General features: G+C 46.6%; 14 protein-coding genes and 1 pseudogene. 5 read left to right on the top strand and 10 right to left on the bottom strand.

The window, feature by feature from the left end; translation table 11 throughout:
* Positions 1 to 262: 262 nt before the first annotated feature.
* Positions 263 to 1,612, top strand: a complete 1,350-nt coding sequence (locus DWW52_RS01645; RefSeq protein WP_118713729.1) for an MATE family efflux transporter — start codon at positions 263 to 265, stop codon at positions 1,610 to 1,612.
* 213 nt (positions 1,613 to 1,825) lie between these two features.
* Positions 1,826 to 2,524 (top strand): 6-phosphogluconolactonase, encoded by a 699-nt coding sequence (gene pgl / locus DWW52_RS01640; protein ID WP_118713728.1) that lies wholly within the window; start codon positions 1,826 to 1,828, stop codon positions 2,522 to 2,524.
* 47 nt (positions 2,525 to 2,571) lie between these two features.
* On the opposite strand, the gene DWW52_RS01635 is transcribed toward pgl, so the two are convergent.
* Positions 2,572 to 2,922, bottom strand: coding sequence for an RNA-binding protein (locus DWW52_RS01635; RefSeq protein ID WP_118713727.1), 351 nt, complete (start codon positions 2,920 to 2,922; stop codon positions 2,572 to 2,574).
* A gap of 450 nt (positions 2,923 to 3,372) precedes the next feature.
* Positions 3,373 to 3,555 (bottom strand): hypothetical protein, encoded by a 183-nt coding sequence (locus DWW52_RS01630; protein ID WP_118713726.1) that lies wholly within the window; start codon positions 3,553 to 3,555, stop codon positions 3,373 to 3,375.
* A gap of 589 nt (positions 3,556 to 4,144) precedes the next feature.
* Here DWW52_RS01630 and DWW52_RS01625 point away from each other — a divergent pair.
* The gene (locus DWW52_RS01625; protein WP_118713725.1) at positions 4,145 to 5,464 is read left to right on the top strand and encodes an MATE family efflux transporter; all 1,320 of its coding nucleotides are present in this window, start codon (positions 4,145 to 4,147) and stop codon (positions 5,462 to 5,464) included.
* Positions 5,465 to 5,499: 35 nt separating this feature from the next.
* Here DWW52_RS01625 and DWW52_RS01620 read toward each other — a convergent pair whose 3' ends face one another.
* Positions 5,500 to 6,483, bottom strand: a complete 984-nt coding sequence (locus DWW52_RS01620; RefSeq protein WP_118713724.1) for a helix-turn-helix domain-containing protein — start codon at positions 6,481 to 6,483, stop codon at positions 5,500 to 5,502.
* A gap of 632 nt (positions 6,484 to 7,115) precedes the next feature.
* Between DWW52_RS01620 and DWW52_RS01615 the strand changes: the two are divergent.
* Positions 7,116 to 8,558, top strand: a pseudogene (locus tag DWW52_RS01615) (alpha-L-fucosidase); the annotation flags it as partial.
* Positions 8,559 to 8,882: 324 nt separating this feature from the next.
* Here the strand turns inward: DWW52_RS01615 and DWW52_RS01610 are convergent.
* Complete coding sequence (locus DWW52_RS01610) at positions 8,883 to 9,830, bottom strand: alpha/beta hydrolase (protein WP_118713722.1); 948 nt, start codon at positions 9,828 to 9,830, stop codon at positions 8,883 to 8,885.
* 433 nt (positions 9,831 to 10,263) lie between these two features.
* Here DWW52_RS01610 and DWW52_RS01605 point away from each other — a divergent pair, with 433 nt between their 5' ends.
* Entirely contained in the window at positions 10,264 to 10,887 is a 624-nt protein-coding gene (locus tag DWW52_RS01605) for a CatB-related O-acetyltransferase (RefSeq protein ID WP_118713721.1), read from the top strand.
* Between the two features lie 163 nt (positions 10,888 to 11,050).
* On the opposite strand, the gene DWW52_RS01600 is transcribed toward DWW52_RS01605, so the two are convergent.
* From DWW52_RS01600 to DWW52_RS01575, 6 genes are read right to left on the bottom strand one after another with little or no spacing between them, the layout of a single operon-like run.
* Positions 11,051 to 12,151: a thioredoxin family protein gene (locus DWW52_RS01600; RefSeq protein WP_118713720.1), complete on the bottom strand. Its 1,101-nt coding sequence runs from the start codon at positions 12,149 to 12,151 to the stop codon at positions 11,051 to 11,053.
* A gap of 4 nt (positions 12,152 to 12,155) precedes the next feature.
* Positions 12,156 to 13,505, bottom strand: coding sequence for a TlpA disulfide reductase family protein (locus DWW52_RS21175; RefSeq protein WP_233556649.1), 1,350 nt, complete (start codon positions 13,503 to 13,505; stop codon positions 12,156 to 12,158).
* Between the two features lie 21 nt (positions 13,506 to 13,526).
* Entirely contained in the window at positions 13,527 to 15,014 is a 1,488-nt protein-coding gene (locus DWW52_RS01590; RefSeq protein ID WP_118713719.1) for a PKD-like family lipoprotein, read from the bottom strand.
* A 24-nt stretch (positions 15,015 to 15,038) separates the two neighbouring features.
* Positions 15,039 to 15,818 (bottom strand): DUF4843 domain-containing protein, encoded by a 780-nt coding sequence (locus DWW52_RS01585; protein ID WP_118713718.1) that lies wholly within the window; start codon positions 15,816 to 15,818, stop codon positions 15,039 to 15,041.
* Positions 15,819 to 15,838: 20 nt separating this feature from the next.
* On the bottom strand, positions 15,839 to 17,311 hold the full coding sequence (locus DWW52_RS01580; RefSeq protein WP_118713717.1) for a RagB/SusD family nutrient uptake outer membrane protein: 1,473 nt from the start codon (positions 17,309 to 17,311) through the stop codon (positions 15,839 to 15,841).
* Positions 17,312 to 17,330: 19 nt separating this feature from the next.
* Positions 17,331 to 20,699 carry a SusC/RagA family TonB-linked outer membrane protein gene (locus tag DWW52_RS01575; RefSeq protein WP_158582451.1) on the bottom strand — a complete coding sequence of 1,123 codons (3,369 nt, stop codon included), beginning with the start codon at positions 20,697 to 20,699 and terminating at the stop codon, positions 17,331 to 17,333.
* Positions 20,700 to 20,710 lie beyond the last annotated feature (11 nt).

Here is a 20,710-nt window from a genome sequence, read left to right as displayed (position 1 = left end):
AGTTAAATTACTAAAATTTTAGTGATTTAACTACACGTTATACGAAAACGCAAAACACGTTTGTTTCAATCCGCACAAGTAAAATTCTTTTTTTTGAATTATTTTTAACCAAATATTGTAAACCAAGTATTCACTTCAGGAACAATCGTTCAATATCCCCTCTTTTTCAACTTCTTACAGGAAAGGAAAAAGAAAAATAACTATTATTCTTAATTCTCCGTTTTCAATTGTAATTTCGTCCCCGTTTTAAAACAATCTAAAAATGAGAATTAGTTCCGTATATTATAAACAAAATATCCGTATCGCTTTCCCCATCATGCTCTCGCTGGCGGGACAAGCCATCGTGCAAATGGCAGATAATATCATGGTCGGTCAACTCGGAGCCCCCGAACTAGCGGCAGTTTCACTGGCTGGAGCCATTATCATGAACACGATGGTCGTGGGCATGGGTATTGCCACCGGACTAACCCCTCTTGTAGGACAAGCGTTCGCCCTTAACGACAAAGAACGTATCGCCGGATTTTTCCAGAACTCGCTCGTGTTGAACACGGCGGTTGCACTCTTACTTACCCTTTTCTTGTTCATCCTCATGCCTTACCTTTCCATGATGGGCCAACCGACCGAGGTCGTGGCATTATGCAAAGGATACTATATACTAACTTCCCTCTCGGTTATTCCTTTTATCTTGTTCATGACATTCAAACAGTACATGGAAGGAATCGGTAACACGAAAGTAGCCATGGTGATCACGATTTCGTGTAACGTGATGAATATTTTCCTCAACTACATATTCATATATGGTAAATTCGGCGCACCATTCCTCGGTGTGGCAGGTGCGGGACTGGCTACGCTAATCTCCAGAACGATGATGCCCATGGCGTTTTTCTTTTATATCCATCGTTCTGCCGTTTATAATCCCGTGTTTCGCTTTTTCCGGATGGCCAATACCAATAGCCGGAAAATCAAACAACTATTACAGGTAGGATATCCCATTGCCGGCCAGATGGTGGTCGAATTCCTATCGTTGAGCCTCATCACCGTGATGATGGGCTGGCTAGGGACGATAGCTCTCGCCGCCAACCAGATCGTGATGTCCATGATCTCGCTCACGTTCATGATTTCCAGCGGGATCGCCGGCGCTTCCACGATCCTCGTCAGTCACGAGTACGGACGGGGAAATATCGCCAAAGTACGCCGATACGCTCATGCCTCACTCCGGCTCGCCGTGGTATTCATGGCGGGAGCCGCCATCATCTACGCGCTCTTCGGAGCCCCGATAGCTTCCATCTTCACCCCCGATCCCGCCGTGATCGAAGTGGCCCGCCAGCTGTTCTTCGTGGTTGCGGTATTCGAAATTTTCGATGGCCTGCAAGTCACGGCTCTCGGAGCCTTGCGGGGAATTACCGACGTGCAACGCCCCATGATCTACGCCCTCATTTCCTACCTACTTGTCGCCGTTCCCCTGGGATACATCGCCGGGATCGCACTAAACTTCGGTCCTTGTGGCCTGCTTTCCGGATTTTGTGGCGGTCTCATGTTCGCCGCCACCCTGTTTATCAGACGATTCAATAAATCAATGAAGAAGCAACTGAAAAGTAGAAATGATTTGTAAGTTTAGAGTTTAGAATTTAGAGTTTAAAGCGAGAAGAGCGTTGGTCCGCACAGGTAAATAACTTGTAACTTGCCGCAGGCAAATGTAACTTGCAACCTGTAACTCGCCAAAGGCGATTAATTATAAGTTTTCTTAACCTTTTTTCTTGGTTTAGTCATGAATAAACCGTAACTTGCATCGTATAAATAGGAACTAACTAGATATGTACAAACCATGAAAATAGAGGTATATAAAACTCCAGAAGAGACGTTACGTTCGATGACCGAAGCCTTGATCGCGGCGATAAAGAAAAGTAAATCAAAACCTTATCACCTGGCTTTATCCGGTGGCTCTACCGCACAACAACTTTTCAAACTCTGGGTAAAAGAATACCGGGATAACATCCCCTGGGATATCCTTCGTTTCTACTGGGTAGACGAACGTTGCGTGTCCCCGGAAGATGATGAAAGTAATTTCAAACACGCCGAACGCTTGTTATTCATGCCACTGGATATTCCTCAATATCACATTCATCGCATCTGGGGAGAACAAGACCCCAAAGTGGAGGCTGAACGTTATTCTGAAATGGTGAAATGGGAACTTCCCGGCTACTCGAACGTACCCCGTTTCGATTGCACGATACTGGGAATCGGAACAGACGGACACGTGGCCTCCATATTCAGCAATTCGACAAACTTGTTAACTGACCATCGGGTATACGCGGTATCACATCACCCAAGAACCGGACAACAACGTATCACGATGACGGGAACTGTTATTCTTAAAAGTACAACCATACTGATTCCCGTCGTGGGAGCGGATAAACAGGAAATCATGGAACACCTCGTTCATAAACAAGGAGAGTACCCGGCATCATATATCCTATCACACGCACCAACGGCAACCCTCTTCACGGACCGGGTTACAGAATAAAAAAGAGGTGGCTTTCCAACCACCTCTTTTCCTATATCCTAAATAAGTTAGAATCTTTTCTCGAAGCTACGGCCACCGCCATTACCACGACGATCACGGTCACGACCGCCACCGCCACGGTTAAAACCGCCACGACCACCACCAGCCGGACGATCGGTTCTCGGTTTTGCAACATTCACGTTGATCACCTTACCGTCATATTCAGCTTGATTCAACTCGTCAATAGCTTTTTGACCTTGGGTATCGTCAGACATTTCAACGAAACCGAAACCTCTTGATCTACCGGTTTCTCTGTCCATGATAACTTTTGCTGAAGAAACTTCACCGTACTCTTCGAATAACTCTCTTAAGTCACTGTCATTCACGTCGTAACTTAAATTTGAAATGTAAATGTTCATTAATACAAACTTTAAAATTAATAATTGAATTACTTGAGGTTGGATCTTGTCTATGAAAGTCTGCTTAACGATACATTTAATAATACGATGAAGGCAAACGCTCTGTAGCGATCAAATCAAAACTCAAAATCACGACAAATTTACGATAATAATGGATATAAACAAACAATTAGCATACAAATTTATACAAGCGAAAAAAATAAAAAATTTCACTTATCACTCTCTATTATTTCGTTTCTCATCCTCCTACAAAGGCCTGTTCAGATCGTACACGTGAGCCTCACGCAGAAGGACTTTTTAACTCCTCCGCTTCTCAGGAATAATATGAGTGATAAAATTAAACTTCATCTTCGCGGAATACAACGTTCCCCGAAGATTCCGTGTATCATTTATACTAATATTCATTTCGCGACGACCACAAATCACAAGTCCGCCTATCCCTGAACAGTTTTAATGACAACGTTTCTTCCCGGGATGCTTTTCCGCTTCCCGATCCTCGAATTCCGTCTTATCAAACTGTTCTTGTGGCATTTGATCCATCCCGACCCAACTCTTGTCTTGCTTGGAGGGTATATTCTTGGCATGTCGATCAACTGTCTCCTCATTCTCTTTTTTCTCTACACTCTCTTTCATAATCTTTATGCTTTAAATGATCCACGGGACAAACCTCCCGACTATACCCGATTATACGTCTCCTCGACAGCACAAGTTACACGACATTGCCAACCGCAAAATCCCCGGTATCTCCCCGTACCTTCTTCTATATCCAGACGACACGTCAAGGTAAAATCAGGCACAAGTTACCGCTGCACATCGGCAACTTATCGGTAACTTATCGGCAACTTATCGTTAACTTACCCTCACGACCACCACGCAACCACCTGGAAACAAGCACGAAGTCCCCTCTACAGCCTTCACTCGACCCAACGTTCGTGAAAGCATTATTAACAAAAGTGTTAAAATATAATACAAACAAACCGTCCGGATACAATATATTCCGAATCTTTTTCGTAAGTTTGCCCCGTTAACCGAATTATTCAACATGAAAGCACAACTCTGTATATAGCTACGCTTCTTGAATAGCATTCCGTCAAAGGCTTCGGGCCTGACGGGGACAACCCACGTCCCCGGGAACAGAGTTTATTACCTTTTACATTTACCGGACATATCGAACGGTTCACCCGAGTGAACACGCTTCGGCATGTGCTATTTAAGTTGAATTATGAATTTTACAAGCAAACAAATCTGGCTCATCAACTACCCTGTCATGATGAGCGTGCTAGTCGAGCAACTTATCAACATCACGGATGCCATATTTCTCGGGCACGTCGGCGAGACGGAACTGGGGGCCTCCGCGATCGCGGGCATGTACTACCTTGCCCTTTACATTCTGGGATTCGGTTTCAGTCTCGGGCTGCAAGTGATGATCGCCCGCCGGAACGGGGAACAACGTCCGGGGGAAGCCGGGAAAGTATTCTTGCTGGGATTATTTTTCCTTTCCGCACTGGCGCTCACCCTTTGCGGACTATCCAAAATATTCTCGCCAATCGTGCTATGTCAATTACTCTCCTCGCCGAAAATATACGAGGCGGTGATGCAATACCTGGACTGGCGAACCTTCGGGCTACTCTTCGCCTTCCCGATGCTGGCTTTCCGGGCGTTCTTCGTGGGCATCACCCGGACTCGCGTACTCGTGGTCAGTGCCACAACGCTTGCCTGCACGAACGTGGTATTGAACTACGTGTTTATCTTCGGGGCGGGAGCAATCCCGGCCCTGGGGATCACGGGCGCTGCCTTGGCCTCTTCGATCTCGGAGCTGGGCGGCTTGCTCGTGCTCGTCGTTTACACCCGGCTGAAAATTGACCGACGGCACCACGGCCTGTTCCCCCTCCTCGACTGGCGATTACAGGGACAACTCTTTCACCTCTCCGCGTGGAGCATGATGCACTCCTTTATCAGCGTGGCCCCCTGGTTCCTTTTCTTTGTCGCAATCGAACATCTTGGCACGACACAACTGGCGATAGCCAACATCATCCGGAGCATCTCCACGGTCTTTTTCGTCATCGTCAGTTCATTCTCCACGACCACGGGATCGCTCGTCAGCAACCTGGTGGGAGCCGGGGCAAAGGATTTTATCAAACCCTTATGCCAGAAAATCATTCGATTGGGATACATCACGGGCGTTCCGTTAATCGTGGCCGCCTTGCTATTCCCGGATACCGTCATAGGGATTTACACGCCTGACAACCAGTTGACAGGTATGGCATACTGGCCCTTTGTCGTCATGTTATCGAACTATTTCCTGTCCCTCCCGGCACACGTGTATTGTAACGCCGTGTCAGGCACGGGTGCCACCCGGGCGGCATTCTTCTACCAGTGCATCACGATCGCGGTATACCTCGCCTACGTCACGTTTCTTAACCAGTTTGGTAATATCCCGCTAGCCGTGTACTGGAGTGCCGAACACCTCTACGTACTCCTGCTGTTCCTCTTCTCGTGGTGTCACCTGAAAAGAACGCGAGAACGGATCGTGAAAGTGTAACGACAAATGACAGACGCAATTCGAGAGGTAACCACTCAAATCGTGTCTGTCATTTCCTGCACCAGACAACGTTGATCATTAAAAAAACGTACCCGCTCCTTCTCTCCGCTCACGGAAATCAACGTGGAAGAACGTTTCAACGAGGACATCCAATTTTTCAACCGGTGGAATGTCTCCACGTCAAACGACGTGATCGAGTTCAGCGTGAACGCCTTCAACATGCTCAAGTGATAATTCTGACCGCCCAGGTAACAATAACTCGTGTCAAGATTAATATTCGAAAGGTAAACGTAAATCTCGTTGCCCGTGTCATCGTAACATCCCTTGGCAACAAAACGCTCCATGCCCTCCAGCAATTCCAGCAACTCGGCTTGCAGCACCTTCAACTCTTCCGGGGTAATCAGGTTAATACTGACGAAGAACAGGATATCCGTTACCAGGTAGCGGAACACGAGGTGATCAAATATAAAATAACACGACCTGATCTCGCGTACTTCACGCAGGAACTCCCGTTGAATCTTTTTCACCCGATCGCAACTGCCCACATCCCGGAAAGGCTTCATCGTATCGACATCACTGTACTGGTACAACCATTTGAACAGATAAAAACGTGTAATGTTGGGATAATAATAATAAAAACACTTGGGTAAAATATTCGTCGAGAAACCGGCCTCCCAGTCCGGTTCTTTCCTCGCGTAAGCAAGTATCTCGACGAAATTCTGCATCATCTTGAAATCGGCCTCCAGCGGGTTAGCGTACTCTACCAGTTTCAACTGGAACGGACGACTTTTCAGCGCGTCCGAGTCGGCTAAATTATCCAACGAGATCCCCAATTTCTTGGCAATGGTTACAACCTCCATAAACGTGAACGGAACGTCTCCCCTCAGCCGACGATAGACCGCCTCCCGTTCGAGGTACAACATATCGGTCAACGTGGTGGTCAGCTCGGCACCTCTCGGAATCTTCCTTCTCAACTCCGAGAGAAAAACATCATACAGTGAAGAATCTTTTATATTCATACGTGAATCTTATAAATAACCCTATCCAAAAATAAAGGAAATCCCGCCATACCAACGAAACACGAGGAAGATAATATGGCTAATTTCGACACGGGGTACCTATTTTTTCTCCGAAATCAAACATCCGACATTAACACCCGCTGACCAGTCATAAAAATAGCCACAATCTCATCGTTGTCCTTCATTCGCGTAAACAAACAAGCGAGAAAAATGATTTTCTCACTTTCCCGTAAAACCAATAAACACAAGCACTTGATTATTGATTACAATAATCTAACAGATTACGATATCTTTACATTGATTTAACGAGTATCAATAGAATACTTCTTTTTTTCATAATTTGATCGCAGGGGACTGCCAATCCCCGGTTAGTCAGTAAAAGAGCTCGAAACAGCTGGCCGTGATGGTCCCAGGAGCTCCAGGGGTCCGCGAATCTTCAAATAATAACCCAAATACACACTACCAACTCGTGGACCCCTACCCAAAACATAAGTCCCGCAATTTGACACCCCACGATGAATATAACTAGCAATAGAGTCCAAAGACCGGAGGAGTTTATTTGTTAAAACTTTCAATTATCATTATATTTTTTTAATTTTGTCTGCAACAGGCTAAAGAACAAATACAACAGCATGAATCATTACATACAAACGATCTGCACGATCATCCTATTCACGCTTTGCGGTTGTGCCTCCGCACCCCAAGCCGTGCTTCCCGTACCTGAAGAAAAACAAATCGAGTGGCAGAAAATGGAGACTTACGCGTTCATCCACTTCGGGCTGAACACGTTTAACGACAAGGAATGGGGATACGGGGATGCCGATCCCTCGCTTTTCAATCCCTCCCGTCTCGACTGCGGCCAATGGGCCAGTACTCTCGCCGCGTGCGGTATGAAAGGCGTTATCCTCACGGCAAAACACCATGACGGCTTTTGCCTGTGGCCCTCGAAATACACGGATTACAGCGTGAAAAACGCTCCTTGGAAAAACGGACAGGGCGACCTCGTGCGAGAGCTCGCGGAAGCCTGCCACGAACACGGGCTAAAACTCGGCCTGTACCTCTCCCCGTGGGATCGCCACCAAGCGACCTACGGCACTCCCGAATACGTGGAATATTACCGGAACCAACTCGATGAATTACTTACCAACTACGGCGATATATTCGAGGTATGGTTTGACGGGGCTAACGGTGGAGACGGTTGGTACGGCGGGGCAAACGAAACCCGCTCCATTGATCGCCGAACCTACTACGACTTTCCTCGTCTTTTCGAGATCGTCGGGCAGCTCCAACCGCGAGCCGTGATCTTCTCTGACGGGGGACCCGGTTGTCGCTGGGTTGGAAACGAAAGAGGCTTCGCGGGCGAAACCAACTGGTCTTTCCTGCGGGCAGGCGTCGTTTACCCCGGTTATCCCAACGGCAACGAGTTACAACAAGGACATCCCGACGGGGATCAATGGACGACTGCCGAATGTGACGTGTCCATCCGTCCGGGATGGTTCTATCACGCCGGGGAAGACAACAGCGTGAAAAGCGTGGAACACCTTACCGATCTTTATTATAAAAGCGTGGGCCGCAACGCCACCCTACTCCTGAACTTCCCCGTTGACACGTCCGGCAGGATCAACCCGATCGACTCACTCCGGGCCATTCAATGGCACCAACGCGTCCGGCAGGAATTAAGCAACAACCTGCTCGCCGGAACCCATCCCGTGGCGACCAACTCGCGGGGCAACAACTTTTCCCCCGACAGAGTTATTGATCCCGATTACAATACCTACTGGGCAACCCGGGACGACATCACTTCCGCCACCCTGACCTTTACTTTTAAAGAACCGCAAGCTATCAACCGCCTGCTCATCCAGGAATATATCCCGCTGGGCCAACGGGTAAAATCTTTCTCCATCGAGGCAAAAGTCGGGGATCAATGGAAAGCCGTGAACCCGGGAGAAGCCACCACCACGATCGGGTACAAGAGAATTCTGCGCTTCGACACGGTCAAGGCACAAGCCATACGAATCAACTTCCTGGAAGCCAGAGGTCCACTCTGCATTAATAACGTGGAAGCCTATCATGCAGAGATCGACCTAAATTAAGCGGGAGATAAGGAAAAAATCGAGCTACAAAGACGAGACATAGACGAGATAAAGACGAGACAAAGACTAGTTGACTCGTCTTTGTTATCCCGAAATCATGCTTTCACGCCCCTACTCCCACACGAACATTCCCCAATCACCTCCCAATCACGGACGTTTATTCCCAAAATCACGGATGTCTCCCAGACAAGAATTACCGGCAGCCCTGCTGCCGTGGACAAAGCGCCCGCTAGGGTCTATTGACCTTATAAACTTTATAGACTTCATAAACCTTTGACTAGAAGGATTAGAAGCGTTTTGACGCTTTTAGTCCTTCTGTACCAACCACTCGAAAACGAGTTGATACACTTTCTCCCGCACCTCTTTCCGGGACAGCACCAGATCATGCAACCCTCCCGGAACGGCAACGACATCTACCTTTCCCCGGATATTCCGGGCCATTCGCCGGATATCATTCACGTTTAAAATAGCATCCCGGGATTGCACCTGTCCCTCGTCTGAAAAGTCCGTTACAGACCTCTCCGAATGCAACACGAGAACAGGACATCGCACTTCAAAAGGCCGCTTCAACTCCTGCTGTGCCTTATAAATAGCCCGTATCCACCCCAGATTAATCCGGGGAGCGACATGCGGTTTCCATCCCAGATCATACTCCCACTCGCCTCGACTCTCCCGGTGCAGGAACTTACCGTACTGTTCCGTGAACCCTCCCGCGATCCGTATACCCGGAAGATACCCCCCGACAAAAGAGGCCAACGGGATAAACTTCTTCACGATCCAACTCTTGTTAAAGTCAAAAAACGGACTGTTCAACACCACCCCGTCAAAAAGAGCCGAATCCCCGTGTTCTTTCGCGTACAAGGTAACAATCAACCCACCCGTGGAATGTCCCAGCAATAGAGTCGTGTGATTGCCTTCCTGCCAGATGATCTCCAAGGCAAGCGTGATTTCCTCGAAATAAGCCCTCAAATCCCGAATATCATTAAACGTCTGGTGAGGTAACCACGAACGCCCGTATTTTCGTAAATCTAGGGCATAAAAATGAATTCCCTGTTCGTTAAACCGACACGCCAGTTCTCGCTGGAAAAAATAATCATTGAAACCATGAATATAAAGCACGGCCCGGTTACTTTCCGCTCCCGCCTGTTTACGCACGAGCGTGGCTATCGCCCGTCCCTCGTAATCATCCTTCAAAGGTAGCGTTCTCCGCTGAAAACCTTCCTTCAATATATCTTCCTCGTAAAAAGTATCCATAAGCCTGATTATTTTTTTCACTCTTGGAACAAAGGTACGAAAAGCCGGACTTATCCGCAAACACATCCGAGCAAGCCATTCGCTAATGGCTGTCAAAACCTGAAGTGAATGTCCTGAAAATAACAACAAAGAAAAACAAGTAAATTAAATACCAACCTCGCCAAAACTTTCCTACTTAAATAGCATCCTGTCTCACGATTTTTATTAATTTTGTTCGACTAAAGAAGAAATATATACTTGTTCATCAATATGAAATGGCAGTTATGCATATAGCTACGTTCAACGAATAGCAATCCCGAACAGGCTATTCAGCGACCGACAGACTTTTACAAGTTTGCCAGTTATCATTATACCAGTATTCCATCAAAAATTCCTATTACACATCGTGTTGTAAACAATAACACGACTTATTAAACTCATTAATTATTTTACCATGATGACAAAAATATACCCACGTACAGGAGATAAACAGACCGTATACCTAAACACGGTAGTAAAAGATCCTTCCATAGAAATTGGCGACTACACGATCTACAATGATTTTGTCGACGACCCGACACAATTCGAGAAGAATAACGTGCTTTATCACTATCCCATAAACCACGAACGCCTTGTCATAGGTAAATTTTGCAGCATCGCCCGCGGTGCGAAATTCATCTTCAATTGTGCCAACCACACGCTTAAATCTTTATCCACGTATACTTTTCCCTTATTTCATGAAGAATGGGACTTAGAAAAGTCAGACATCGCCTCGGCATGGGACAACAAAGGCGATATCATCATCGGTAACGATGTTTGGATCGGCTATGAAGCCATAATCATGGCTGGCGTACACATCGGCGACGGGGCTATCATCGGGACTCGGGCGGTAGTTACGAAAGACGTCCCTCCTTACACGATCGTGGGAGGCGTTCCGGCTAAAGAGATCAGGAAACGATTCGACCCGGATACAATAAAACGGTTACAATCACTAAAGTGGTGGAACTGGCCCACGCCCAAAATACGACAGGAATTACCCCATCTTATGAATGGAAATTTGGATAATCCGGTATATTAGAGGGAGGAACACCTGCAAATTTCTCGGCAAAAGTAAAGAAATGATGTTAAATAATCATTTTTATATATTTAATTGCGAAGTCTAAGGCAGTTCTTACCGGTACAAAAAAATTCCCCGAAAGCCGGGAATCGGCTTTCGGGGAATGCAGTATATTTATTCACGATCAATTAAGATATCTTGAGTAAGACTCTATTGTTTTTTCGTACATTTCTTTTGCTTTCGGGTCTTTCTCGTATTTTGAGCATTGTTTCATCATCTTGACGATATACGGGGCGATTTCTTGAGGTGTTTTAAAATTAAAACCAGAAACGCCTACTTGCGATATAATATCACGGGTTTCCGTATCGACTTTTTTTATCCAGGATAATGCTTTCTCGAACAATTTCTCCCCGTCTTTACTCTCTGCCACATCAATATTTTCTTTGAAGAAGCGGCTCAGCGGGGTTGCAAATTGGGGATGGGCATCAATAAATTGCACGATTTGCCGGACTTCTCCGTATTTTTTATGAGAACCGGTGACACGAATATTTATCATTCTATTGATACGATTGAACATGAACTCATTGTATTTCTTCTTTCCGATAACGGTGATCACCTCCTTCGGATGATCAACCATATACTGGAATACACCGGAATCGAGGAACGTGACGTAATCGTAATAGGATTTCCACCAACGCTCGGTGAAGTAGTCCTCGAGCGGACCTTGTTCCAGAAGTTTATACATGGTTTCCTCCAATTCTTTCTTCAAAAAAGCTTCCCGTAGGAACTGAATATATTCGAAAGCGCAGGAGGGATCCTCTTGCAATTGCTTCTTACGGGCTTCAAACGTGTTTTCCGGTTGCAGAATACCGTTTATTTTGTCGCAGAATGTCTTCAAGCCTGAAGCGCAACCGGCAATTCGCACCATTTCATTACCATCCGTGTCCAGCACAATAAAAGAAGGATAGGCGGCAATCTTAAATCTTGAGTGGATGCCGTCCGGATCATTTTTGTCCAAATCATGATAATAAATCATGATCAGGTTATTTTGATCCCGCAATTCCCGAAATTCCGGGGTGGGATACACGTCCCGTTCCAATTGCTTGCAGGGACCGCAAAAAGTAGCGGAACACATCACCATCACCCGCTTGTTTTCGGCTTTGCCTTTGGCGATTGCCTCGTTAAGGGAGCCTTTGAAGAAAAGGTCGTCCGGGATCGCTTTAGTTTGTGCCCGAAGGGCGAAACAACTTAACAACAGTGTACATATCAATAAGAAACTTTTCATGCCATTACTTTTTTAGTTCATTCAATAATAATTTTTTTAATTGTGGATCTGAGGGTCTGGGGGCATTTGTCGACACGATATTTCCGCGTTTGTCAAAGACCATGAATCGGGGAATCGCCGTGATTTGGTAACTTTCGGCAATGGCTGAGAATCCGTTGGCAAAAAGATGAATTCCCCCCATTTGTTCGGATTTAATCATTTCTTTCCACGTGTTTTTGTCTTTTGCCTTGTCGACGGAAACCGCAAGAAACACGATATCCTGCTGTCCTTCCAGCTCTTTTTCCAGTTTTTTCAAATGCGGAATTTCTCCTTTACATGGTCCGCACCACGTTGCCCAAACGTCCACCACGACCACCTTGCCTTTGAAGTCGCTCAAGGAAACCATTTTCCCGTCAATGTCTGGATAGGTGAAGTCGATCGCCGGTTGACCAGCGCCCATATAGCCGTTCTTTTCCTTGTAGGCGTCGATTTTTGCCAATTGTGATTTTTCCGTGATTGATTTACCGTACTTCTCGTAATCTTTCAGGAAATCGTCATACGTCCGGTAAGCATCCATTTTCATCTGTGACAGGAAATAGTTGGCTTTAACTGCATCGGCAGCCTGGTCGAGATTAAATTCTTTACCTTTTACAACAGTTTGATTCACTTTTAAAATCGTGAGGAAAAGACTGCAAAACGGCATTTTGGCATACAAGGGAGAATCGAATTTCACCTGTTCCCCGATGGTGTTAAGCAGGGGAAGCCGTTCTTCCTTGCTGGGGGCTGCCAAACTTGGCAGGAAATGGAAGTAGCAGATTCCATATAAAGCCTGTGTTTCAATGAACAATTTCAAGAAAGCATCAAACTCCGTATCCTTGCTCTTGACCTTTGTCGCGTACTCTTTCGAGGTTTTCAGGAAATCATCCACTTGGGGATACAATTCCCGGAAAGTGTAGTTGACATCGTTGTCGGGGAGTACACGTTGATACTCCCGTTCCCAAGCTTCCAGAATGCGATTGTTCGGGGATACGTTTCCTTCTAACGTGTAATTTCCCACTTGTTTCGTTATATTTAATTTGATACGCTCCCCGTTTTTCCCGCAGAATATCGCCTTATCCTTGGTAGCTGTATTTTGTGTTACCCCGATGGCAAGCAATTCTGTTTGGGGAAGATTCACGGCAAAGCAGAAATTCCCGTCATTCAGTTTGGCGGTGGCGACCAGTTCCCAGAACCCGTCTACCGAACGGTACAACCCGACCTCGTTCACGTATTTCACCTCCATTTTTCCCTCGACCAGAAGCGGGGTATCGTTCTTGGCGTGTACAGCCCCGAGACCAAAAATTAAAAATGTCAATGCAAAAATAAATGTCTTCATGAATTTTGATATATTAAAAAATTATACAACTTCTATTTGCACTGGGCATCCTTCTCCCTCGATCACGATCGGTTCCTTGGACAAATCCGGTTTCCCGGCAAGCATTTCGTGGAAATAAAGTTTATAATGCCCTCCTTGCTCCGTGGCAACCACCAAATATTCCCTTGCACTGCTGAAAGGCAGTGTCCCGGTGAAATGTTTGATCATGGTGATTCGACCTTCCAGACCGGGCAGGATGTTCTCCGCTTCGGAAACAGAATTGTAGTCGAACAGGTTTAAACGATTCCCGATAGAGTAATAGATATACGGGAAAGTTGTGTTGTGTCCGTAAGTCTCGGCTTGAACGATTTTTTTATCGGATGTAATCTCCTTGGCCTCCAAAAGCGGGGAGAAAAATCTACCGTCGTATTTGTCGTATTCCGCTGTTTCCATGCGGTACATGAGTAACTGATCGGTGGTCCGGTTTTTCATCAGGGCATACCCGTTGCTACCAGTTTTCCCCATGTAAATCAAATCGCTGTTCATGTTGTTGGGCGTTAACAGCTCTGAGGTCGGGGCGTTGGTTTTATCCGTGTTGGAGAAGCACTTCAGATCACCGTTCCAATTGATTAGAAAACGAGAGTTCGCCTCGTCGTAAAACATATAGTATAGATAACCGCATATCACGTGTTTATTACAACTGCAACTGATTGATTCGTCTGCAGGAGCATTGGAAACCCGCATCGGCAAACCGAATTTATGTGCGGCGGTTGGTATCAGTAAATAATTCCAATAAAACCCGTTGTTTGACAGATAAGATAAACTTGTACTGTTTTTTACAAAACAGCGGGGTTGTTCGCTGCTCTTCTCCTCGTAAAACATCGTGTTGAGGTCGTACACGGGAGCCATGTGTTCGAGCGTCAGCATGCGGGCATCCTTGTCCGAGTTGATCCAGACGGTTTTAACTCTTTCTTGAGGTTTTCCATCTTCATCAATATAGTTGATGTCGGGACAGATCACGAGCGATTGCGGTTTACCCGATATCCGGCTGCTCGTGTTTTTCAGAATGTCAACGAGCAATTCCTTTTCCGGGTTAATCAAATCAAGTTCCGTTTCTCCGTCTATCTCTTTTAGGATATAACACCCGGTAGTATATTGCGTACGGACGATCACTTTCGTGTTGAAAAATTGTTTGTCACCGTTATGCTTGTTCTCCACGATCAGGGTCAACGTGTAGGTATCCGCACCTTCTGTAACCTTGTAATCCAAATCCGGCTCGAATGAGATGGTGTCAACCGGAGCCTGCACGATGGTGGTGGAAAACAGGGTCCACGTGAAATTGTAATTCTCCTTGTTCGGGAATTGCGGGGAGATTTGCAACCGGTCAAGCATACTGTAAACCGGGTATTCCGGCTCGATCCCCTCCATCTCGATCGGGGGAATCGGGTTATAGTCGTAATTTCCTTTATCTTCATAACAAGCTTCCAGCGAGAAGATAAACAGGAATAATAGGTAAAAATATTTTTTCATAGCCTTTTGAATATGTGTGTTGATTTATGGGAAACGTACTAGTATGCCTTCGATAGCTCCAGCTTCCGGGGCTTCCCGTAGGGGACCCTCTCCATTGGCTTCTCGACGGGCATTTTCTTCATCCAGCAAATTATTTAATCGAGTCTGCCAGAACAATAGATAAGGAAAATCGTTCATTAACACGTCAATAAATGCATCATCCCATAACTCCGAGCTGTTATCCAGCATAAAACGATATTTGACCTCACCCCATTTCCCGAAAGATTTTTCAAATGATGAATCCCACTTTTCAGGTTTCTCTAGCATGTCGGAAAAGAAGATGGTTTTCACGCTGGCTTCCGGATTTACTGCCACGAACTCTTCGGTATCGACGATGCGGACCCGCAAAGCTACCCGCTCGTGTGCGAGCGAAGGAGCGCGCAGGAGAATCACCGGAATACGTGCTATTGCGCTACCGGCAGGTACCACGGAAAATTGATCGTATTCCGGTGAATCAAAAGGAACGTAATGCACTCCGGGCACGGCATTGGCGATGCCATTGCCCGCTTCAAGAAGGGCATCCGCCTGTTCCAATAATACCCGGCGGTCATACGAGGTAACGAATCCCATCGTGCGCATCTCGAGGTAAATGGTGTCGCGCTCGATGGAGGAGTGGTCATAGATAAAGGTCTTGGTAATATCTTTATTCACGTTTCCCTCTAACAGGAAACCGATTTTATTGGTCGGGTAATCATAGAGTTCCGACGAATCGTGGCATCCTGCCAAAAATAGAATTCCCAATAATAAAATGATTTGATGTTTCATATCTTTGAATCTTTTTTCATTTAAAACTCTCCATCCGGAAGAGGTACCACATAATTTTTTTCTTGAGCACGCATGATTCCCCACAACATGGACTCCGTCATTTTACGTTTATAGGTGAAGAACATCTGACCTTCGCCCCAGAATTCGCGGTGGTATTGATTCATGATATCGCTTTCGCGTTCGGCAAGCGAGGTATAATCCGTATGGTGCAGGTTGCGGCTTCCCTTGTACTCCCGCATCAGCCGGTTGCTCTCCTGTAAATTGGAGGCTGTTTCTGCCGCGATCAAGTACATCTCAGCCAATCGCACCACGGGCACCATCTGCATGGTAACGTAATTATCTGCCGCGCTTACGGATTGATTATTTTCTAAACCAAGTCCCTGGTCATCCTGCAAAAATTTTTTCAACACCACTTTCCGGGTTGATCCTCCCCCGGCAAGGGACTGTTCCTCGAAAAGTTGCAGGCGGTTGTCAAATGTTTCGTTGATAAATACATCCGTAATCATTTTTTGTTTCGATTCTGCTGCCGAAATGGCGTTTTGTCCCTCGAAAATGTTCTCGACTTTTTTATCCAAATCGTAGACGTGGAAAGCCAATAGGGTTTCCGAAGGCAAGGTGTAAGCCTTGTTGGAGAAATCGTCGGCAAGGGAAAGGGAAATCACCGGTTCTCCATGCACTTGGGCGTTGATGACTTCGGTTGCGTACAGGTAAGCCAGTTGTCGGTCTCCGATGTACAGGTAAAATCTTGCCTGCAATGCCTTTATCGCCAAATAGTTGAATTTCAATCGTCGAAATCCATTGTCTTCGTGGTTATCCCCCCACAACTTGATGGGATCGTTCAATTCGGCATAGGTGTATTCCATCAGCGGGTCCGATATGCTCAACAACGTCTCGGCATTCGTGAAATCCTGCATCAGCTTTTCGGTGTAAGTGGCGTAATCGTAAGCGGGCACCTGCTCTTCCGAGGCAATTTCCGCATAGGGCAGCGACACTTGTATCGTTGCGCTTTCCAGGGGAACCTGTCCGAAAAGGCGTAATAACTCGAAATGGCAGAAAGCCCGAATGGCAAGAGCTTCGCCTTTCAGGCGGTTGAAGGTCTCTTGGGTTGTGATAACCTCTCCACCTTGCTCGTCGAGATAGCGCAACAGGTCATTGGCTTGGGCGATCGTATTATACATTTTGGAATAAACGTTTTTAAAGATGGACTTGGCATACTCGCTCTCGTAGTTTAGCTGACGTAACACCCTCATTTCACCCTCGGGAGCCTCCCAGTGTTGCCCCATGTATTCCAAAGCATCGTATGTTAGTGTTTTGCCATATAGATCATCATGTTTTAGTTTGGCATAGCAGCCGGCAAGGGCATCCTTGAACCCGTTTTCCGTGCTGTAAATCTCTTCCCGGTCAATCTCCAGTTTGGGTTTGATGTCCAGCCACGAATTGCAAGAAGCGAACAGGAAACCCGCGAGAATATTGATAATGATTTTTCTTTTCATAAAACCGTTTCTTTAGGAATTAAAACATTAATTTCAAGCTGAAAGCACACCTGCGGGAAAAGGGATAAACCAGACCGCGTTCCCGTTTAATCGTGGAGACATAGAAGAGATCCGACACGTTCACGGAAAACTCCAGCATCGACATGTGCAGGTTCTTCTCGATCCAGTTGCCTGTGAACTGGTACGAGGCGCTTGCTCCCTGCAATGAGAACATATTGTCGTCCTGCACGAAGCGCGAGGAGGCTTTGGTGGCACCGGCAAGATTCCCTTCCAGATCGTAGAAGCTCTTGTAGAAAGTCAATTGTCCGGGATAGAACCAACGCTCTTTCAACACGCGTCTGTCCACGTTTTTGTTCAAGGCGCTGCGGGGTATTTCAACCCGGTTGATTAAGGTGGTATTATATTGCTGTCCACCGAAATGGAAACCGAAAGAGAGGTTTAACGAGAATCCTTTGTAGCGGAAGTTGGAACTGAAGTTTCCCCTGAATTTAGGTTCCGTGTTACCTACCAACCGTTTGGCATTGGCATTCCACTCGTAGGTGATGTTACCCTCCTTGTCGTAAAAGAGTTCTTGTCCTGTACTCGGGTCGATTCCCAAGGACTTGACTGCGTAAATGTCGGTTGTGGAACCGCCTTCAAACATCAGGGAAGGCATCTCGACATTGTTGTTCATGTACTCTTCGGTTTGGCGTTTGATCTCGGGAGAAAGTTCCAGAATCTTATTTTTATTGCGGGACATTTTTCCCGTTATAATCCATGTGAAACCGCTGCTCGTGCGAATGGGATAACCGCTCAACATAAGTTCCAGACCGGTATTTTGCACTTTCCCGATATTGTCCGAGAAGGAAGAAAATCCTGTTGATGCCAGGAGCGTCCGGGGGGAAAGCAGGTTATCCGTGACATTCTTATAATAATCCAGAGAACCGGTAATGCTCCGTTTAAACAGGGCGAAATTCAATCCCGCATTGATCATGCTGGTTTTCTGCCATTTCAGGTTTTCGTTCCCGTATCCCATCAGGAAAGCGGGGGTAAAATCGAGATAACGGTCGTTTACGTCATATTCATAAGTGGTTGAAGCTTGGTAAGAGGAGAATTGTTGTGAACCGGTCATCCCGTAAGAGAAACGAAGCTGCAGCTGGTCGACGATCCCCGTGTTTTTCATGAATTCCTCATTGTGCACGTTCCACCCGATTCCGCTACTCCAGAAGGGAGCGAAACGTTTGTTCGAACCGAATTGTGAAGAACCGTCCATACGGAAGGAAAAGTCCGCGTAGTAGCGGTTTTTGAACGTGTAGTTGAAGTTAAAGGTATACCCCACGCGGCGGGTCGTGCTTTCACTGCCGCTAGGCTTCCCGTTTTCCTCGTAGCCGACGGCATTAGGCAGGAAGTCGAACCGGTCGTTGTATCCTCGCATGATAAAGTTGTAGCTATATTGTTTGGATTGGGCGGCAGAGATGTTCAAACCGAAATACAGTTGATGCGTCTCGGCAAGCGTTTTAGCATAACTGAGCGTGATGTCGCTGTCCACGCTCGAAGATTGCCCGGTGGTGTAGTCATAAGAGCCCCGTTTGGACAGGGTGGTCGATCTGAATTCAAAGCTGTTGGGAGATTTGAACACGTCGTGCGTGTTGAAATTTTTGGATACCCCGATTTTCCCGCGCACGATGAAACCTGCAAACGGTCGCCACTCTATCGAGAAATTGTCAGAAAATATCTCTGTCATACTCTGGTCCTTGTTGTCGAATTGAGCTTCGTAGAGCGGATTCCGCACGTAGGTATCAGTGGGAGCAAAATAATACCTCTCATAATAGTCGCCGTTTTCATCACGTAACCTCCAATAGGGATTCATGGCAGCGTATTCCGAGAAACTCCCGTAATTACTCTCGTCTCCCCGGCTGCGTGAGTAATTGGCCTGATTCATGAAGGTAAAGTTGTTTCTTTGGTATATCAGGTTGATGACCCCGCTGAAATTTGTCCGCTTGGAGTTTTTCATAACTCCGATGGTCTCGTTGTAATTTCCTTCGACACTCCACCGGAACTCATTGCTACCCCCGTCGAGTTTCAGGTTGTAGGATTGCCCGACTCCGGTGCGTAACGGTTGGCTTAACCAATAGGTGTCGACACCTCCCAATACATCGCGGCGAATATCATAGTACGCCTTTTTGCCTTCGGCATCCCGGTCGGGATGAATGGAACTATATAATCCCATCTGGTATTCGAAATCAATTTTTTCAAGTGCATCCAGCAAATCATAGGAACTCAAATCGGGGATTTCCACGTTCACGCCCGCAGAGGCGGAAAGGCGGAGTTTGCCGGCTTGCGGTTGTTTTGTCGTGATGACAATTACCCCGTTGGCTCCCCGAGAACCGTAGATCGCCGTGGCGGAAGCATCCTTCATGATATTGATGGACTGCACCTCATTATCGTTCATGTCGATCAACTGCTGAAGAGTGATTTCAAAACCGTCTTTGATGATCAGCGGGGTGTTCAATTGAGCGCTAACTCCTTCGTTCAGGTCTTTCATCGACATCGGGAGAGCCGAGTTGCCTCGGATGTTGATATTAGGCACACGGTTCGGGTTGCTACCGGACATATTGTCCTGCACAAGATTGATGGCGGGGTCGATGTTGCGAAGGGTTTGCAGCAGATTCTGCCCTTGGTACATTTTCAACTCTTTTGCCGTGATGGTGGAAACGGCACCGGTATAACTCTCTCTCGGCTTGTCGAAGATACCGGTTACGACGACCTCATCCAGGGTTTCGGCATCCTCTTCCAATACGACATTCAACTCTTTTTCCCCGCGGTAGATGCGCTCTTGGGTCTTCATCCCGATGAAGGTGAATTTCAAGCGGATGTTATCGCTTTTCGCAACCTCGAGGGTGTATTTTCCGTTGGCATCCGTGGCAGTTCCGATGGTGGTGCCGCTCAGTACAACCGTTACCCCCGGAAGCGGGGCTCCGCTTGCGTCGGTTACTTTACCGGATATCTTGATGCTGGCAACCTGTTGCCCGGAAGCATTCGTCTTTTTTGTCACCGGCGTGATGATGATTTTTTCACCCTCGATTTTAAAGGTGTATTTCTCACCCAGCCCGATTTTCAGGGCTTCGCTCACTTTCAACTGCAGTTGTGGCAATTTCACCAGCTGTTGTACATCAACCTCATCGTCGCTGTAGAAGAAACGACATTTCGCTTGAGTCCCGATTTCCGAGAATAATTGTTTCAGCTGGAGTACTTGTTTGGAAAATTTTACTGTTTTGTCCCCGATCGGGTCGGCTGACGCATGAAAACCGACCGTCAGTAGGAACAAGGTGATCCATACGAAATGGATATTGATTTTTCCCCGATGTATTTTTCCCGGGAAAAGCACATTCCTTTCTTTTTCTTTCATAAATTTTCGTA

Origin of the sequence: Odoribacter sp. AF15-53 (assembly GCF_003479425.1) — a bacterium.
Lineage (GTDB): Bacteria > Bacteroidota > Bacteroidia > Bacteroidales > Marinifilaceae > Butyricimonas.
The sequence above is the reverse complement of the archived record's forward strand: the minus strand, read 5'-3'. Positions and strand labels throughout refer to the sequence as shown.

Coding starts and splice junctions, on each gene's coding strand:
- DWW52_RS01585 (WP_118713718.1), bottom strand. CDS start 15,818: ATGAAACATCAAATCATTTTATTATTGGGAATTCTATTTTTGGCAGGA.
- DWW52_RS01600 (WP_118713720.1), bottom strand. CDS start 12,151: ATGAAAAGTTTCTTATTGATATGTACACTGTTGTTAAGTTGTTTCGCC.
- DWW52_RS01635 (WP_118713727.1), bottom strand. CDS start 2,922: ATGAACATTTACATTTCAAATTTAAGTTACGACGTGAATGACAGTGAC.
- DWW52_RS01580 (WP_118713717.1), bottom strand. CDS start 17,311: ATGAAAAGAAAAATCATTATCAATATTCTCGCGGGTTTCCTGTTCGCT.
- DWW52_RS01610 (WP_118713722.1), bottom strand. CDS start 9,830: ATGGATACTTTTTACGAGGAAGATATATTGAAGGAAGGTTTTCAGCGG.
- pgl (WP_118713728.1), top strand. CDS start 1,826: ATGAAAATAGAGGTATATAAAACTCCAGAAGAGACGTTACGTTCGATG.
- DWW52_RS01575 (WP_158582451.1), bottom strand. CDS start 20,699: ATGAAAGAAAAAGAAAGGAATGTGCTTTTCCCGGGAAAAATACATCGG.
- DWW52_RS01590 (WP_118713719.1), bottom strand. CDS start 15,014: ATGAAAAAATATTTTTACCTATTATTCCTGTTTATCTTCTCGCTGGAA.
- DWW52_RS01620 (WP_118713724.1), bottom strand. CDS start 6,483: ATGAATATAAAAGATTCTTCACTGTATGATGTTTTTCTCTCGGAGTTG.
- DWW52_RS01645 (WP_118713729.1), top strand. CDS start 263: ATGAGAATTAGTTCCGTATATTATAAACAAAATATCCGTATCGCTTTC.
- DWW52_RS01625 (WP_118713725.1), top strand. CDS start 4,145: ATGAATTTTACAAGCAAACAAATCTGGCTCATCAACTACCCTGTCATG.
- DWW52_RS01630 (WP_118713726.1), bottom strand. CDS start 3,555: ATGAAAGAGAGTGTAGAGAAAAAAGAGAATGAGGAGACAGTTGATCGA.
- DWW52_RS01605 (WP_118713721.1), top strand. CDS start 10,264: ATGATGACAAAAATATACCCACGTACAGGAGATAAACAGACCGTATAC.
- DWW52_RS21175 (WP_233556649.1), bottom strand. CDS start 13,505: ATGAAGACATTTATTTTTGCATTGACATTTTTAATTTTTGGTCTCGGG.